Here is a 14,691-nt window from a genome sequence, read left to right as displayed (position 1 = left end):
CTGGTGGCTGCGGGCTTTTTCATTTACTTATTTTACCAGATGCCGACACTTAAGTTTTTTTTGACCTGAATCCTTACAGAGCTACCATAGGAAGAATGATAAAACTCTTAAACATTACTGTAAAAAAAAACTCTATTCCCTTCAGGCAAAGGCACCGACCGAGTTCAAATCCTGCGATGTGAGTTCTGGGAAACAATTAAAAAAATTAGTTTGAAAGACTTAATATTCCTTGACGAATCGGGAGTTAATTTGGCAATGGTGAGGTTATATGCTAGGTATGCAAAAAGGTGACAGAGCCAAGGGGCTCAAACCAACTTGCGCGTGGCAAAAATGTCTCAATAATTGGAGCAATGTCAGTCAATAAAATTTTGACATCGGTTAATCTAATAGGCGGAACTGATGCAATTACATTTGAAGCTTTTATTATCAGAAAACTCGTACCAAAACTCTGGAAAGGTGCTTGTGTGGTGATGGATAATTGTCCTATTCACCTGGGAGAAGAAGTCAAAAAAGCTATTGAAAAGAAAGGCGCAAAATTAATATACTTATCACCTTATTCACCAGATTTTTCACCAATTGAGAATCTGTGGTCAAAACTTAAAATCATTCTCCGTTCTATCAAGACTACTAATTATCAAGAGTTAGGAAAAGCCATCGAGTTTGCGTTCGGACAAGTTACATCGTCAAATATTTTTAACTGGTTTACACACTGCTGTTATTGTACCTCATCTTTCTGAGAAAGGCTATACCTACCCAATTAGTACCGAAAGTCTTGCCCAAACGGAATAAGATTCCTGGACTTATAGCAACCGCCAAGACGGTTAAGCCGCTGTGCGAAGCACAGCTTCCATTGCATCCCGCTCGACAGTCGAATTTAACCCTCTTTTGTCACTCTCGTGGTAGTATAATCAGTGACACACCACAAAAGCATTGCCAGTCCTAGGGTAGAGCCTCGTCAACCAGTACCCACCGTCAAATTTATAGATGAATATTGTCAAATTTACCAAAACATATTTCCCGAAGTTAGGAGCTTTGAAGCTTTTAATTACTTATATGTCGGTATGATATCGGACATAAAACGCAAAACACTACCATCAATAGCGAAAGTTATAGGGCTAGATAATCATCAACCATTACACCATTTTTTAACACAATCACCTTGGGATGTAAAAAAATTAAGTCAGCAACCATTAGAATTAATATTATATGTACTTCAAGGGCGTCCAATATTACTAATAATTGATGAGACAGGAGAGACAAAAAAGGGGGATGCGACTGATTATGTAAAACGGCAGTACATTGGAAATTTAGGTAAAACAGATAATGGTATCGTTGCAGTTACAGCGTATGGTGTTTGCTCTGGTCTGACTTTTCCTCTATTATTTGAAGTTTATAAACCGATATCAAGACTGCAACCAGGAGATGAATATCTAACTAAACATGAAATTGCCGCAAAAATGATCAAACAATTGCGTGCGATAGGATTTAAATTTAATCTTGTCCTAGCAGATAGTTTATACGGAGAGAGTAGTAACAATTTTATTCAAATACTAGAGAAATGGAATCTAAATTTTATTGTGGCAATTCGCTCTAACCACAAAGCATGGGGAGTTACAGATGCGAAAGTCAAATATTCAAAGTGGCAAAGATTCAAACGTGTCTTCTCTGATTTAAGCTCGGAAGACAGATATATAAGAGAGATTCTTTGTGGTGATAATCCGGAAATTAAATATTGGCAAATCACAACTGATAAAGAGGAGCTTCCCAAAAACACTACTTGGTATGTAATGAGTAAATTTCCCAACATTACACCCAGAGAATTAGGTAATTTTTATGCTTTAAGAACTTGGGTAGAATATGGTTTGAAGCAAAGTAAAAACGAATTAGGATGGGCAGATTTTCGCTTAACTAATTATCCACAAATAGAAAAATGGTGGGAAATTATTTTTAGGTCTTATTTGATGGTTAGTCTCCACTCTGAACAACTGCTAAAATTACCACCACAATCTGAATCTAATTTTTCATCATATCCTTGGTGGGATCAAGGAAATGGGTGGAAGAATATTCTTAACAACCTCCGTTTAATACTTCAACCATTTGTACTATTTAACTTTATTAAACCTTGGGTACGAATTTTTACTATTCCTAAGTTATCCGAGGGCTTTTTTAAACTTCAAATGCTTGTCAATAATTTAACTAGTTCAATTTTTCAAAACCTCAATATCCCTTATTGCTATTTTTCCTCTGCGTAGAGTGACAAAAGAGGGTTAGCTTTAGACGCCAAGACCCGTGAAATTGTCGGGGTTTACATTGGGGCAAGAGACTCAGCCGCCGCGAGTGAATTATGGAAATCATTACCGCGGGTCTATCGACAATGTGCCGTCGTCTACACGGATTTCTGGGCGGCTTACTCGAAGGTGTTAGCAAGTAAGCGGCATCAGGCGGTCGGGAAAGAAACGGGTAAAACCAGTTATATCGAGCGCTTCAATAACACTCTCCGACAACGGGTCTCTCGTTTGGTACGAAAGACCTTATCTTTTTCTAAGTCATTCAATAATCACATCGGTGCGATTGGGTATTTTATCCATCACTACAATTTATCATTACTTGTTTAGGACTACCTCAAGTTGTTTATTTTTCATTTTTTAGTGCATTCAATCTACAGTAATGCATCTCTTTATTCTGTCTTATTCTAAACTCCTTTTCTAAGTAAGCTGCTACGCATATAAAGTGAACTTGTACGAGAGAAACTGGCGATTACTTTGCGCTAGGTCCGGGATTTGAAAGACCCAATTTTTGCTGCAAAAAATCCTGGGCTACTTGTCCAGCTTCCTGCTGTTTCTTATCAACTTGATAATTGAGCCGTCGCATATCTTCCTCGGAGATTTTGCCGCCCAATTCTGCGAGCACTTGACGCAATTCCGGGTATTTTTCCAAAACTTGCGATCGCACAACCGGAACTGCTTGGTAGGGCGGGAAATAGTTCTTGTCATCTTTGAGAACTACTAAACCCAAACTTTGAATCAAACCGTCCGTCGTATTACCAGCAATCACATCTACTTCTTTTTGTTGCAGCGCTTGATAAAGCAATCCTAACAGCAACTCCTTCGGTTCTTCTCGAAACTTAATCCCGTAAGTTTTAGCCAATCCGGGAAATCCATCTTCTCTCTCGTTAAATTCTGGGCCGAAACCAGCGCGTAATTTAGGTGCAGCTTTCCCAAGTTGCGAGAGAGTTTGTAAATTGAGTTTTTTGGCATCGTCTCCCCGCACAATAATCGCAAAACTGTTATTAAATCCCAGCGGTTCCGTCCATTCTGCTTTAAACTGTTTGGGATATTCTTGTTTGAGGTAATCGAGGACTTTGTTGGGATCAGAAATCGGTTTTTGTTTGAGCAGGTTGGCGTAAGCAGTACCCGTGTATTCGACGTACAAGTCGATTTTACCGGCTCTTAGGGATTCATGGCAAAGCGAGCCTCCGAGATTTAGTTCTCGTTCTACTTTGATATCTGTTTTAGCTTCGATATGGCGTGCTAAAATTTCTGCGAGGATGACTTGTTCGGTAAAGTCTTTCGAGCAGATGACAACTTGCTTTTGGGGCTTAGAGGTACATCCTGCTACTGCAAGCAAGCAAAGCAGCCAGCAGGAATAGAAAAAAAAATCGTTCTTAGAGATTTTCATGACTTAACTCAAATTAAAAATCTACAATTAATACCTTATAAGTTATAGCATAAAGCCCAGATCGCAGACTTCTTCAAGAAGTCTGCGCTTTAACACCGATCGCACTTTACCCAAGTTCCGTTTTCCTGTTGTAACATTTATTGATAGACATGGAGGAATAAATATGGTAATCAGAGTCAGCGATATTATCCACCAGCAGCGGCAATTTTTTGCGACTGGGAAAACTAAGGATGTGGATTTTCGGATCGAACAACTCAAGAAGCTCAAAAGTGCGATCGTTTCCAATCAATCACGGATTGTGGATGCTGTCAAGGCTGATTTAAACAGGCCGGAGTACGAGGCTTATTTTGAAATTGCTGCGATCGCAGAAGTTAATTATGCCATCAAAAATGTAAAATCGTGGGCAAAGCCGAAAAAAGTGCCTACTTCGATCGATCAATTCCCAGCATCCGCCCGCATTTACCCAGAACCTTTGGGGGTAGTTTTAATCATCGGGCCTTGGAATTACCCATTTCAGCTAATGATATCACCCTTGGTCGGGGCGATCGCCGCCGGCAACTGCGCCATCCTCAAACCTTCAGAAATCGCCTCGCATACATCGGCAGTTGTCGCCGACATGATTAGCAAAACCTTCGATCCCGCCTACGTAGTCGCCGTCGAAGGAGGAGTCGAAATCAGCCAACAATTATTAGCGGAAAAATTCGATCACATCTTCTTTACAGGTGGCACAAAAATCGGTAAAATAGTCATGGAAGCCGCCGCTAAACACCTGACACCTGTCACATTAGAATTGGGTGGCAAAACTCCTTGCATTGTACACTCAGATATTCAAGTTGAATACACTGCTAAACGCATTGCGTGGGGCAAATTCATCAATGCCGGTCAAACTTGTATCGCTCCCGATTACCTGTTAGTTGATAAAAAAGTTAAACCAGATTTGATGCAGGCAATTAAAACGGCAATTCACGGATTTTACGGCGACGATCCGCAGAAAAGTCCCGACTATTCCCGCATTATCAATCAGCATCATTTAGGACGTTTGGCAGAGTTTATCAAAGACGGAGAAGTTGTCGTGGGCGGTCAAACAAACCCCGAAGATAAATATATTGCACCCACGGTTCTCGACAAGGTTTCCTGGGATGCGCCTGTGATGAAGGATGAGATTTTTGGGCCGATTTTGCCAGTTTTGGAGTATGATGATTTCGGGGAGGCGATCGCCCAAATCAACGCCCGTCCCAAACCCCTAGCTTTGTATTTGTTCTCGAAGGATAAAGAGAAACAAGAGCGAGTTTTGCGAGAAACTTCTTCCGGCGGAGTTTGCATAAACGACACGGTTATGCAAGTCGGAGTAACAAGTTTACCTTTTGGGGGAGTTGGCGACAGCGGGATCGGCACCTATCACGGCAAAGCAAGTTTTGACACTTTTTCTCATCAAAAAAGCGTGCTGCAAAAGTCATTTTTACTTGACTTAAAATGGCGCTATGCTCCCTATCTAGGTAAGTTGGATTTGATTAAGAAAGTTATCGGTTGATCGATCGCACTTGGAGGGGCGGGTTCACCAAGGTTGACAATATAAGCGAGATAGCCAAATCAGCCCACCCCTTCCTGATATTACCGGTTAAGCAATTCCACTGTGAACGATTATTTCCATAAAATTTAAAGGATTGCTCATCGGTTTTTTGAACGATTTCCATCACACTCTCTACGTCACTCCTAAAGGACAGTTGCCCCGTCCAAAATAATCCACATTAGAAATGTCTATAATATCTTTTAGCATCTTCTCGCTAACAAGCAATTTATGGAACCTTTAGCAAAAGAACCCTGTGCCGCCTGCCGCCCAAACTCTCCCCGCCTCACAGCTTACGAAATTGTCCAGCTAAAACCTCAAATTCCCGACTGGAATTTAATTGAAAAAAATGGCATTCCCCAAATAGAACGCACCTACGAATTCCCGGATTTCAAAAGTGCGATCGCCTTTACAAACAGCGTCGGCGAAGCAGCAGAAACCGAAGGACATCACCCCGCACTGTTAACCGAGTGGGGAAAAGTTACCGTTACTTGGTGGACTCACGCGATTTCTGGACTGCATCGCAATGATTTTATTATGGCTGCAAAAACAGATGCGATCGCCAATCAATTCCCTAAATAAAATCCGACTTATAGCTCAATCGTAGTTTAAGAAAGCACTGCCTTGGGCACTGGGGAATGCGGTTGATTGGCATTATTCAACAACTCTAGATTGAGTCGGTAGCCGACATTCCGTACAGTTTGAATCAGGCTCGGCTGTCGCGGGTCGATTTCGATTTTTTTACGCAGAGAGAGTACGTGAGTGTCGATCGTCCGGGGGTTATCAATAGCATCGGGCCAGGCACGACGCAGCAAATCCGAGCGCGACAGTGGCACTCCTCCAGCTTGAGCTAGCACGTACAGCAGGCTAAATTCCTGCGGAGTCAGCTCAATATGTTCCTCGTACAACCTGACTCGGCGCTGCACCAAATCAATTTTCAGCAGCCCGCACTCCAGCGTCGCCGGCGGTATCATCGTGCGGTTACGGCGCATCAGAGCTTCCACCCTGGCCATAAACTCTTGCATCCCAAAGGGTTTAGTCAGGTAATCGTCTGCGCCCGCCTTCAAACCTTCAACAATATCCGATTCCGAATTCCGCGCCGACAGCATCAAAATCAGCGACTGCTGCTGCTGTTGCAGCCAGTGGCAAAATTCCAAACCGTCCCCATCCGGCAATTGAGCATCCAGAATGACTAGGGTTGGCTGGCGGCTGAAAAATATTTCCCTAGCGTGACTGATATCCGCTGACTGGTGCACCCAGTGACCGACTTGCTGTAGATGCCAGCCCAAGAGCGATCGCAGGTGCGGATTCCCTTCAACAATTGAAATACTTGCAGATTCCACAGAGGCGAGCTTCCCATATCACTAATTGCTACAAGGTTAACAGAGCTTTTGTCAAGCTTTTGTAACCATCGCTACTCAAGCATGAGCTGCGTTTAAAGCAGCGGACACACCCAGGGTACGAATGTTAAAGATTGGGTTAATTTGGCAGGGTCAGCCTGCAGAAAGGTTAAATCATTATGGCGATGAGCTTACAATGAAAATAAGACAGTGTAAAGCCGATCGACCCCATGCCCCAACCGCCTGCTAAAAGCGATCCCCCCGACCCAGCCCCCACTCCCAGGAGGTTGACAAATCGCGCAAGTGAAACTAGAATTCCTCCAACCGTTCGCTCGGTAGCCGGAACACTCAGCCACTTTGACCGCCAAATTCAGCAACATCCCGACTCCATTAAACGCACAGCGAATTATCTAGGTGCGCGCAAAAAGTCGAGCAACTGCATTGCAACGAGTGAAATTTTTTATGGAGGGTAGCCTGTTGAGCAGGGTAAAAACTTTTATTTAGAAATAGCCTCAAGCTGAGCCACTCAGCATCAATCGAGGCCATTCCTAAATCCCGCCGTCATTATACAAACCACAAAGGATTTCAACCTCACACCATGCTACAAGACACCCAAACAATCCGGCACTACCAGAAACTCACCGACGCCCTCGTCGAAATGTGGAATAGAGGTTATCGCTTCGATGATCTGCGGCTTTACTTAGACGGGTATTTAGCAGCCCTGCGGCATTCCAACGGTTTGGAACCCTATCTGATTCACAGACTAGAGGAAGAAGCAGCGCGTTACATTCACGACCCCTCCAATTTTGCAATGCCACAGACCCAAACTGAAGCCGACTACTATTAAATAGCAAATTCGGTTGGATAAACCCTTGATGAATTGGGAATTGGGAATTGGGAATTGGGAATTGGCAATGGGGAATTGGCAATTGTAACGGGTTCCCTGGCTCTGCCTGGGAACCAATGTCCAGATGCTCTGCCTCGCTTTCGGAGCCTAAAAATTCGAGTCATAGCCGACCGCAGTGCGTTCCCAGGCTCTGCCTGGTATAGCAATCCTAAATGAGTCGTAAATTTTTTACCCCATCCCAACCTTCCCCGAACCCGCGGGGAGGAAGTAAGAAATTCACAAATGATTTAGTCTTGCTCTAACGAATAATTAAGTAAATTAACCTAATTCAACGTAAAACGCGATTGCTGTTATTTCCCCGACTTCTTTAAGAGGTCGGGGAGATGTTTTTTCTGTCTAATTTAAGAAGCCAAAGCCACTTCTACAACTTCTTGCAATTCGCCCTTTTGATACATCTCGATCATAATATCCGAGCCACCAATAAACTCGCCGTTGATATAAACTTGGGGAATTGTCGGCCAGTTGGAATACTCTTTAACGCCTTGACGAATTTCCTGGTCGGCCAAAACATCAACAGTTTCGTAAGGTACTCCCAAAGTATTGAGAATTTGCACCACAGTATTAGAAAAACCACACTGGGGCATTAACTTATTGCCCTTCATAAATACCATGATTTTGTTTTGCTTAACCAATTCGTCAATTCTTTCATGTGCTGCTGTAGTCATGGTAGCTCCTAATATTGTTTGAAAATGTTTAAACGTTGACTGACGCAGAAACCGGGTTTTTTAGGACAATCTTTCGTTACAGCCATAGATTCCGGTTAAGAAACCCGGTTTCTTTGGTTTTTGTGCGTAAGTGCAGCAGTTGTATTTCAAGCAACTATTGACAGAAGCACAAACTTGTGATGCCCAATTGCCGATCAACTATTAAGCAACTTGACTTTTCGCTTCCCATTCTGCGGGAGTTAAGGTTTCCAAGCCCAAAGCGTGGATGGCTTCACTAGCCATTGCCTGTTTGAGAGCGCCGTAGACCATTTGGTGCTGCTGTACTCGGCTTTTTCCTTCAAAGGCAGCAGAGACGACTCTCGCCTGGTAGTGGTCACCGCCACCGGTCAAATCGTCAACTTGTATTTTAGCGTCAGGCAACCCTGCCTTAATCATTTCTGCTACTTGAGACGGTGTAACCATTGGTTTCTCTGATAAACGGCTGTAATTTAGATTTTAGTGGAACTATTTTTTCGATGAGCTCGGTTGACTGCTGGCAGGCCGGGGAAAGGGCGAATCCACAAAACCCAATTCCAGTAACTGCTGGTAAGCTTTCTTGCCCAAGTCGCGAGTTGGCTGCTGCGATCGAATAATCTGAATCAGCAGGGGCACAGCCAGTTCGGGCTTATTTTGCGCCCGGTGTACCAACGCCAGCCGGTAGGTAGCTTCGTCGCGCATTTGGGCCGTTTCTACAGCTTTGGTGCGGTGGCTTTCGGCCAAGCGGATGTCAATTCCGGCAAAACTGCTACCCAGTTGTTGGTAGAAGTTGGAGAGTTGATTGAAAATTTGGCGGGATTCTTGGAGTTTTTGAGTAGCCAGTGCGTAATTCTGATTGGAAATAGCACTGCTGGCTTCTGTCATCAAACGCTGGCCTCCTGGGACGCTCAGCAAGCTGCTGTCTTGCGTCAGAGGGCGAAGATTGTTGGGGTCTTTGGGGTCGTCGGCGGGTTCGACTTGGGGTTGGTTCTCTGGCCCAGAAGGTTGTTGTGCTTGGACTTGGAGCGGTTGCAACAGGGTAAAAGCTGCGATCGCCCCGATCGTAATCCGGGCAGTGGAGCGAAGCCAGCAAACAGTTCCAGAGTATACCATGAAATTACTTTGCGCCTGTGCGCCTTAAAAAAATATTTAGCTTGAGCCGATCTTACCATTGGCGATCGCAACCGGCTAAGTGTAAACCAAATTTGTTGAAATGTCAAAGGGTGCGCGATCGGGCAAAAGGTTCTTTAGGAAAAATTAAGTAGAGACTTGACTGGTTGTTCTCAAAATGAGAAGATAGAATGGTAGTTGAGAAACGATCTATGAGACTGATTTCTAAGAAAAATCTTCTGAGTGCGATCGAACCCTACCCGGATGCCCAGAGTGCGATCAAATCCTGGTACCAGCTAATCAAAGACAACGATTGGCAATCCTTAGAAGATGTGCGAAACGGATATTCGCGATCGGTCGATCAAGTCTGTGGATATACCATCTTTAATATTAAAGGCAATCAGTATCGATTAATTGTACAAGTTAAATACAAAAGCAAAATTATATATTTTAAGCAGTTCTTAACTCATGCCGAATATAGCAAAATCAACTGGGACAATGAAGATGAAGTCAAAATAAAAATAAATTAAATTCTACCTAAGCATATCGGTAATCAATACAGATTACCGGATACTTTTAACAAATCAAAAACATTTACACCAATCGTCAAAAGCAGGAGATAGAGAAAAAAACACCCACCTTATACTTGAGAACCATGTCTAATTAAACAAGGGAAGGAACCATGAATATAACAATTGAGAAAACAGCTTACGGTCAACTACTGGCGAAATCGCAGCCTAAGCCCATCCTGAACGAAGAAGATTACGATATTGCCCTCGCAGAAGTAGAATCTCTGATGTCTCAGGAAGAATTAACATTAGAAGAAGAAACTTTACTGAGCCTCTGGGCTCTGTTGATCGAAGAATACGAAGCCAAGTATTACCCAATCCCAGAAGCGACTCCCCGGGATGTTCTATTGCATCTCATCGAAGTTCGCGAACTCAAACAAGCCGATTTAGTGGGCGTGATTGGTTCCAAAGGAGTAGTCTCTGAGGTGGTTAATGGGAAACGGGCGATTAGCAAGGCGCAAGCTAAGGCGCTGGGAGAATTTTTTAATGTTAATCCTAGCGTGTTTATTTGAGGGATTTGCTGAATCATTGTTAATAAGCCTTTTACGGGCGGGCTAGAAGCCCACCCCACAAGAAAATTCAGTTTTTGTGGAACAGGCATCCTGCCTGTTCTTGAGAATATAGTAAGACTGGATTAAAATTAAACAAAGGCATTTCTGATGACACAACCGATCCAACTTTCCGCAAATACCTTACAAAACTATCAAGGAATTGGAGTCCCCGATGAAAGTCTGGCAGTGATTTTGCAACGCGGCGGCGACGAATTGCTGCTGTCAAAAGCGGACGATCGCTTTACAGTCCGCCCCTCATCAACAGCATCAGCCTCAAACGATTGGGCTGCAACAACTGGGGCAAAACTAAACCGTCGCATCGGCCAAAGCAATCTCGAAGAATATCTCGTTGCACGCGATCGCCTAGAAGCAGCAATGCAAGCAGCCCGCGCCAGTGATGCCGTAGCTTTTGCCAGCCACGTCTATTGCCCCGCGAACAATCCGAGTACATTCTTTTATTTAACCGACCAAATTACCATTCAATTTGGCGAACAAGTAGACGAACAATCGCGAAAGGCGATCGCCAATGCAGCAGCTTTAAACATAGTCCGGCCAGTGGAAGGAATTCCCAACACCTTCGTCTGCGAAGTCACAAAACAAGCAACAGAAAACCCGGTCAAAATTGCCAACCGCCTGACAAGATATCCAGAAGTTCTCGTAGCGGAACCAAACATTTTAGTAGAGACGCAGCAGCATTACACGCCCCGCGATCCGCTTTATCCCAAACAGTGGTATCTCCATAACAAAGGCGGCAACCAACTTGTCGGCGGTGCTCAAATTTATGCAGAACCAGCTTGGGACATGACTCGCGGAGTTCGATCGATCGTAATTGCCATCGCCGACGATTCAGTTGACATCACCCACCCAGATTTTCAAGGCCAAGGCAAAATCGTCTCACCCATCGATTTAAAAGACGGCGACACTTCCCCGATGCCAGTCGCAGACTCAGACAACCACGGCACAAGTTGTGCCGGCGTCGCCGCTGCTGAAGAGAACGGCAAAGGCATTGTCGGCGTCGCCCCCGGATGCGCCCTGATGCCCATCCGTACCACGGGTTTTCTCGATGACAATTCTGTCGAAAAAATATTTAATTGGGCGATCGAAAAAGGGGCCGCCGTCATTTCTTGCAGTTGGGGGCCTGCTGCTGTTTACTATCCCCTTTCCCTGCGGCAGAGTGCCGTTATCACCAAAGCAGCAACCCAAGGGCGGGGCGGCAGAGGCTGCGTTATTCTGTTCGCTGCCGGGAATGCCAACCGCCCAGTCAACGGCACAATTAACGAGAACGGCTGGCCCAACAACGTGGTGGAGGGTCAAACTAGATGGCTGGCAGGATTTGCCGTTCACCCAGACGTAATTGCCGTCAGCGCTTCCACTTCCCTCAACAAAAAAGCAGCTTACAGCAATTGGGGCACCAGCATCTCGGTTTGCGCCCCCAGCAACAACGCGCCGCCGGGAACTTGGTTGCCAGAAACCGGATTTATCGGCACGCCGCCGGAGGTGACGCAGTATTTGCCGGGTTTGGGGGTGTTTGCAGCCGATCGAGTGGGCGATCGGGGCTACGATTGGGGGGACTATACTGATACTTTTGGCGGTACTTCCAGCGCCACTCCTGTAGTCGCTGGGGTTGCAGGGTTGATACTTTCGGCTAACCCCCGTTTGACGGCGCGGGAAGTGCGGGGAATTCTCGAACAAACTGCTGAGAAAATTGTCGATCCCGATCCCGATCCCCAGTTGGGCAATCAGATGGGAAATTACGATCCTAACAACGGCCGCAGCGATTGGTTTGGTTACGGGAAAGTGAATGCTTTTAAAGCTGTGCAAGCTGCGGTGAGAAAGGGCGGCGGCAATCCGAATATCGGCGGTGCGGTGTTCAGCGATATTTCTGGACATTGGGCACAGAAGTTTATTGAAGCTTTGGCTGCGGCGAATATAATTAGCGGTTTTCCTGACGGTTCTTTTAGGCCGGATGAGAGTTTAAATCGTGCTCAATATGCGGCGCTGTTGGTGAGTGCGTTTAGTCCGATTCCGAGGGTGCCGGCTACAAATTTTATTGATGTTTCTGCTACTTTTTGGGCCAGAAGTGCGATCGAACGGGCAAATCGGGGCGGCTTTTTGGCGGGGTTTCCGGGGTTGAAGTTCGGCCCGAATCAGAATTTGACTAAGGCTGACGCGATCGTGTCTTTGGTTAACGGTTTGGAACTCAAGGGCGGCAATCCTGATTCTTTGAAAGTTTACAACGATCGTTCTCAAATTCCTAATTATGCTTTAAGTGCGATCGCCACAGCAACTGCTTTGAAGATAGTGGTTAATTATCCTTCCCGCGATTGGCTTTCGCCGCAGCGGGATATTACCCGCGCTGAGATTTCGGCTTTGATTTACCAGACTTTGGTGGCGATTAATCGGGCAAAGCCGATCGATTCTCCTTACATTGTCTAGCTAATAACAGTAAAACTGGTTCGATAGTTCGGACTTCAGTCCTCATAAAATCCGAGGACTGAAGCCGCTATAATGCGCGGCGAGTCGAACCACTTTTTGCGTAAGTCCTGACAAAAAGATCGCTTTTTTAATGATAGCTTTACATATCGAGTTTCTTTCCCGGAAATCCAGGGTTTCACATTACGAATTAAAAACTGTCCCGACTATTGCAATAAGATGAGTTACATCTGCGGAATATGAGCCAAAACTGTGCGTAGTGAATCAGAGAGATTGGGAAAGCCGATTGTCAAGGTGAATTAATTTTTGTAAAGGTTTGTGCCAATCGCGAACATGACTCTGGAACAGACCTATATAATAACCAAATTACCCGTCAAGCTAAGACTTTTGATCGAAATCATTAATTAATAGAGTCTTTAAACTCATTTTCAAAATAGCCAAAAGTTTTGCGTTCGGATCTTCAAGGTGCCTTTTTTGACTGAACCTACCTTGTAAAAAGGAAAAACTCAAATGCCAAAAAGATCGTTGGAACTCTTCGGCGATGGCCGCGTATACGAAATCGAAGACGACCTAGCTATTAAAGTTACGGAGACTAATGGGCAAGTAAAAGCATTAATTGATGCTTTAAGCTTCAGTGTGGCTAAAACATATCATATTCATCCTCCAGACGAACAACCTCCTGATGTGGTAGAACGCAGAGGTTCAAAGCATATCAATCAAGAAGGTTTCAAGCTTCTCAGGACCTTTGAAGGATGTGAACTCACTGCTTATGATGATGGCGGTGGAGTTTGGACAATTGGTTACGGACACACTGGCGATGATGTTTATCCAGGACTTACTATTAGCCAAACGCAAGCAGAAGAATTGCTGAGGGAAGATTTAGAAAAGTTTGAATCCTATGTGGAGGATGCCGTTGAAGTTGAGATCGATGACAACCAGTTTTCTGCACTGGTTTGCTTCTGTTTCAACGTGGGCCCAGGAACAGAAGGTTTTGGAGGTTCAACTCTTCTGAAGCTATTGAACGAGGGAGATTATCAAGGAGCAGCCAATCAGTTTCCTGTGTGGAATAAAGTCAATGGTGAACCCTGGCTAGGGCTGACACGCAGGCGCTTGGCCGAGCAAGCTCTGTTTTTAGGAATGCCTGAAGTTCGGGTTCTCACACTTACCGAGCCAATAATGCAAGGTGAGGATGTGCGTCAAGTGCAAGAAGCGCTGATCGCGGCAGGAATAAATGTTTCAGCAGATGGCGTTTTTGGTAAAGACACCGATCGCGCTGTGCGACAGTTTCAACAGCAAAAAGGGCTAACGGCGGATGGTGTTGTCGGTACCCAAACACGCAAAGAATTGGGACTATAAAATCGATTGCGTAACCAATAAGACTGACACAATCAAGTAATTTTCACAAGCTCTGTGGAGGTAAGGTGCGGTGTGTATCGCCTACGGATAGAGTTTATGAATCCAGGACTGACCAAATTCAAATTGATTGGATAAAACCATGACTAACTCAAGCGACATTCTATTTAATCAACCTGTAATTATCGAAGCCTGTGAAGAATTTGTCCAACGGGATATGTTGGAACTTAGAGGCAGTTTCCCGGGATTGCTCCAAGATGCCCCCATGTCTTCGACTGCGGTGGTCAATGGCTTATCTCAACAGTTGATTTATCAACTGCAACTGATGATGCCAGATGCCTTTGTCAGTTTTGATGACCTTAATGTAGACTTGCTGGAGGCAGCTTTTCCCTACGTACAAACCCCGGCAAAAGAGGCACTTCAGAGCAGGGTAAGCTCATCTAATTTGGTATAATATGAACTTGACAAATCAAACAATATCAGCATAGGTAACCGGGTAAAAA

At 44.7% G+C, this 14,691-nt stretch carries 16 protein-coding genes and 1 pseudogene; 12 read left to right on the top strand and 5 right to left on the bottom strand.

What is annotated here, in order from left to right:
* The first annotated feature begins 287 nt into the window (after positions 1–287).
* From QUA25_RS27580 to QUA25_RS27570, 3 genes and pseudogenes are all read left to right on the top strand, one after another.
* Positions 288–737, top strand: coding sequence for a transposase (locus QUA25_RS27580; RefSeq protein ID WP_333042768.1), 450 nt, complete (start codon positions 288–290; stop codon positions 735–737).
* A 192-nt stretch (positions 738–929) separates the two neighbouring features.
* A complete protein-coding gene (locus QUA25_RS27575; protein ID WP_333042770.1) occupies positions 930–2,252 on the top strand; it encodes an IS701 family transposase in 1,323 nt (440 codons plus the stop codon).
* Between the two features lie 15 nt (positions 2,253–2,267).
* Positions 2,268–2,615 (top strand): annotated as a pseudogene (locus tag QUA25_RS27570) (IS1 family transposase); the annotation flags it as partial.
* Positions 2,616–2,757: 142 nt separating this feature from the next.
* Here QUA25_RS27570 and QUA25_RS27565 read toward each other — a convergent pair.
* Positions 2,758–3,678 (bottom strand): glycine betaine ABC transporter substrate-binding protein, encoded by a 921-nt coding sequence (locus tag QUA25_RS27565; protein ID WP_333042767.1) that lies wholly within the window; start codon positions 3,676–3,678, stop codon positions 2,758–2,760.
* A 163-nt stretch (positions 3,679–3,841) separates the two neighbouring features.
* Here QUA25_RS27565 and QUA25_RS27560 point away from each other — a divergent pair, with 163 nt between their 5' ends.
* Positions 3,842–5,209 (top strand): aldehyde dehydrogenase, encoded by a 1,368-nt coding sequence (locus QUA25_RS27560; protein WP_333042765.1) that lies wholly within the window; start codon positions 3,842–3,844, stop codon positions 5,207–5,209.
* Between the two features lie 267 nt (positions 5,210–5,476).
* A complete protein-coding gene (locus QUA25_RS27555) occupies positions 5,477–5,827 on the top strand; it encodes a 4a-hydroxytetrahydrobiopterin dehydratase (protein ID WP_006634040.1) in 351 nt (116 codons plus the stop codon).
* Positions 5,828–5,853: 26 nt separating this feature from the next.
* Here QUA25_RS27555 and QUA25_RS27550 read toward each other — a convergent pair whose 3' ends face one another.
* Positions 5,854–6,588, bottom strand: coding sequence for a response regulator transcription factor (locus QUA25_RS27550; protein WP_333042764.1), 735 nt, complete (start codon positions 6,586–6,588; stop codon positions 5,854–5,856).
* 227 nt (positions 6,589–6,815) lie between these two features.
* Between QUA25_RS27550 and QUA25_RS27545 the strand changes: the two genes are divergently transcribed.
* Together QUA25_RS27545 and QUA25_RS27540 are read left to right on the top strand one after the other, a co-directional pair.
* The gene (locus tag QUA25_RS27545) at positions 6,816–7,058 is read left to right on the top strand and encodes a hypothetical protein (protein ID WP_333042763.1); all 243 of its coding nucleotides are present in this window, start codon (positions 6,816–6,818) and stop codon (positions 7,056–7,058) included.
* Between the two features lie 125 nt (positions 7,059–7,183).
* Positions 7,184–7,432: a DUF6761 family protein gene (locus tag QUA25_RS27540; protein WP_006634037.1), complete on the top strand. Its 249-nt coding sequence runs from the start codon at positions 7,184–7,186 to the stop codon at positions 7,430–7,432.
* A 401-nt stretch (positions 7,433–7,833) separates the two neighbouring features.
* Here QUA25_RS27540 and grxD read toward each other — a convergent pair whose 3' ends face one another.
* The 3 genes from grxD to QUA25_RS27525 all read right to left on the bottom strand — a co-directional run bounded on the left by grxD (position 7,834) and on the right by QUA25_RS27525 (position 9,285).
* Positions 7,834–8,157 carry a Grx4 family monothiol glutaredoxin gene (grxD, locus tag QUA25_RS27535; protein ID WP_333042762.1) on the bottom strand — a complete coding sequence of 108 codons (324 nt, stop codon included), beginning with the start codon at positions 8,155–8,157 and terminating at the stop codon, positions 7,834–7,836.
* 201 nt (positions 8,158–8,358) lie between these two features.
* The gene (locus QUA25_RS27530) at positions 8,359–8,619 is read right to left on the bottom strand and encodes a BolA family transcriptional regulator (protein WP_333042760.1); all 261 of its coding nucleotides are present in this window, start codon (positions 8,617–8,619) and stop codon (positions 8,359–8,361) included.
* 42 nt (positions 8,620–8,661) lie between these two features.
* Complete coding sequence (locus QUA25_RS27525) at positions 8,662–9,285, bottom strand: hypothetical protein (protein ID WP_333042759.1); 624 nt, start codon at positions 9,283–9,285, stop codon at positions 8,662–8,664.
* A gap of 209 nt (positions 9,286–9,494) precedes the next feature.
* Between QUA25_RS27525 and QUA25_RS27520 the strand changes: the two genes are divergently transcribed.
* The 5 genes from QUA25_RS27520 to QUA25_RS27500 all read left to right on the top strand — a co-directional run bounded on the left by QUA25_RS27520 (position 9,495) and on the right by QUA25_RS27500 (position 14,642).
* Positions 9,495–9,812 (top strand): type II toxin-antitoxin system HigB family toxin, encoded by a 318-nt coding sequence (locus QUA25_RS27520; RefSeq protein WP_333042757.1) that lies wholly within the window; start codon positions 9,495–9,497, stop codon positions 9,810–9,812.
* Positions 9,813–9,964: 152 nt separating this feature from the next.
* The gene (locus QUA25_RS27515) at positions 9,965–10,363 is read left to right on the top strand and encodes a transcriptional regulator (protein WP_333033583.1); all 399 of its coding nucleotides are present in this window, start codon (positions 9,965–9,967) and stop codon (positions 10,361–10,363) included.
* Between the two features lie 147 nt (positions 10,364–10,510).
* Positions 10,511–12,838 (top strand): S8 family serine peptidase, encoded by a 2,328-nt coding sequence (locus QUA25_RS27510; protein ID WP_333042755.1) that lies wholly within the window; start codon positions 10,511–10,513, stop codon positions 12,836–12,838.
* A 507-nt stretch (positions 12,839–13,345) separates the two neighbouring features.
* Positions 13,346–14,191, top strand: coding sequence for a glycoside hydrolase family protein (locus QUA25_RS27505; protein ID WP_333042753.1), 846 nt, complete (start codon positions 13,346–13,348; stop codon positions 14,189–14,191).
* Between the two features lie 139 nt (positions 14,192–14,330).
* A complete protein-coding gene (locus QUA25_RS27500) occupies positions 14,331–14,642 on the top strand; it encodes a hypothetical protein (protein ID WP_333042751.1) in 312 nt (103 codons plus the stop codon).
* The last annotated feature ends 49 nt before the right edge of the window (positions 14,643–14,691 follow it).

This window comes from Microcoleus sp. Pol17C6 (genome assembly GCF_036701145.1).
Classification (GTDB): domain Bacteria; phylum Cyanobacteriota; class Cyanobacteriia; order Cyanobacteriales; family Microcoleaceae; genus Microcoleus.
The sequence above is the reverse complement of the archived record's forward strand: the minus strand, read 5'-3'. Positions and strand labels throughout refer to the sequence as shown.

Excerpts from the sequence above, each read along its gene's own strand:
- QUA25_RS27565 (WP_333042767.1), bottom strand. The coding sequence starts at position 3,678 with ATGAAAATCTCTAAGAACGATTTTTTTTTCTATTCCTGCTGGCTGCTT.
- QUA25_RS27555 (WP_006634040.1), top strand. The coding sequence starts at position 5,477 with ATGGAACCTTTAGCAAAAGAACCCTGTGCCGCCTGCCGCCCAAACTCT.
- grxD (WP_333042762.1), bottom strand. The coding sequence starts at position 8,157 with ATGACTACAGCAGCACATGAAAGAATTGACGAATTGGTTAAGCAAAAC.
- QUA25_RS27515 (WP_333033583.1), top strand. The coding sequence starts at position 9,965 with ATGAATATAACAATTGAGAAAACAGCTTACGGTCAACTACTGGCGAAA.
- QUA25_RS27510 (WP_333042755.1), top strand. The coding sequence starts at position 10,511 with ATGACACAACCGATCCAACTTTCCGCAAATACCTTACAAAACTATCAA.
- QUA25_RS27560 (WP_333042765.1), top strand. The coding sequence starts at position 3,842 with ATGGTAATCAGAGTCAGCGATATTATCCACCAGCAGCGGCAATTTTTT.
- QUA25_RS27500 (WP_333042751.1), top strand. The coding sequence starts at position 14,331 with ATGACTAACTCAAGCGACATTCTATTTAATCAACCTGTAATTATCGAA.
- QUA25_RS27545 (WP_333042763.1), top strand. The coding sequence starts at position 6,816 with ATGCCCCAACCGCCTGCTAAAAGCGATCCCCCCGACCCAGCCCCCACT.
- QUA25_RS27525 (WP_333042759.1), bottom strand. The coding sequence starts at position 9,285 with ATGGTATACTCTGGAACTGTTTGCTGGCTTCGCTCCACTGCCCGGATT.
- QUA25_RS27530 (WP_333042760.1), bottom strand. The coding sequence starts at position 8,619 with ATGGTTACACCGTCTCAAGTAGCAGAAATGATTAAGGCAGGGTTGCCT.
- QUA25_RS27505 (WP_333042753.1), top strand. The coding sequence starts at position 13,346 with ATGCCAAAAAGATCGTTGGAACTCTTCGGCGATGGCCGCGTATACGAA.
- QUA25_RS27520 (WP_333042757.1), top strand. The coding sequence starts at position 9,495 with ATGAGACTGATTTCTAAGAAAAATCTTCTGAGTGCGATCGAACCCTAC.
- QUA25_RS27540 (WP_006634037.1), top strand. The coding sequence starts at position 7,184 with ATGCTACAAGACACCCAAACAATCCGGCACTACCAGAAACTCACCGAC.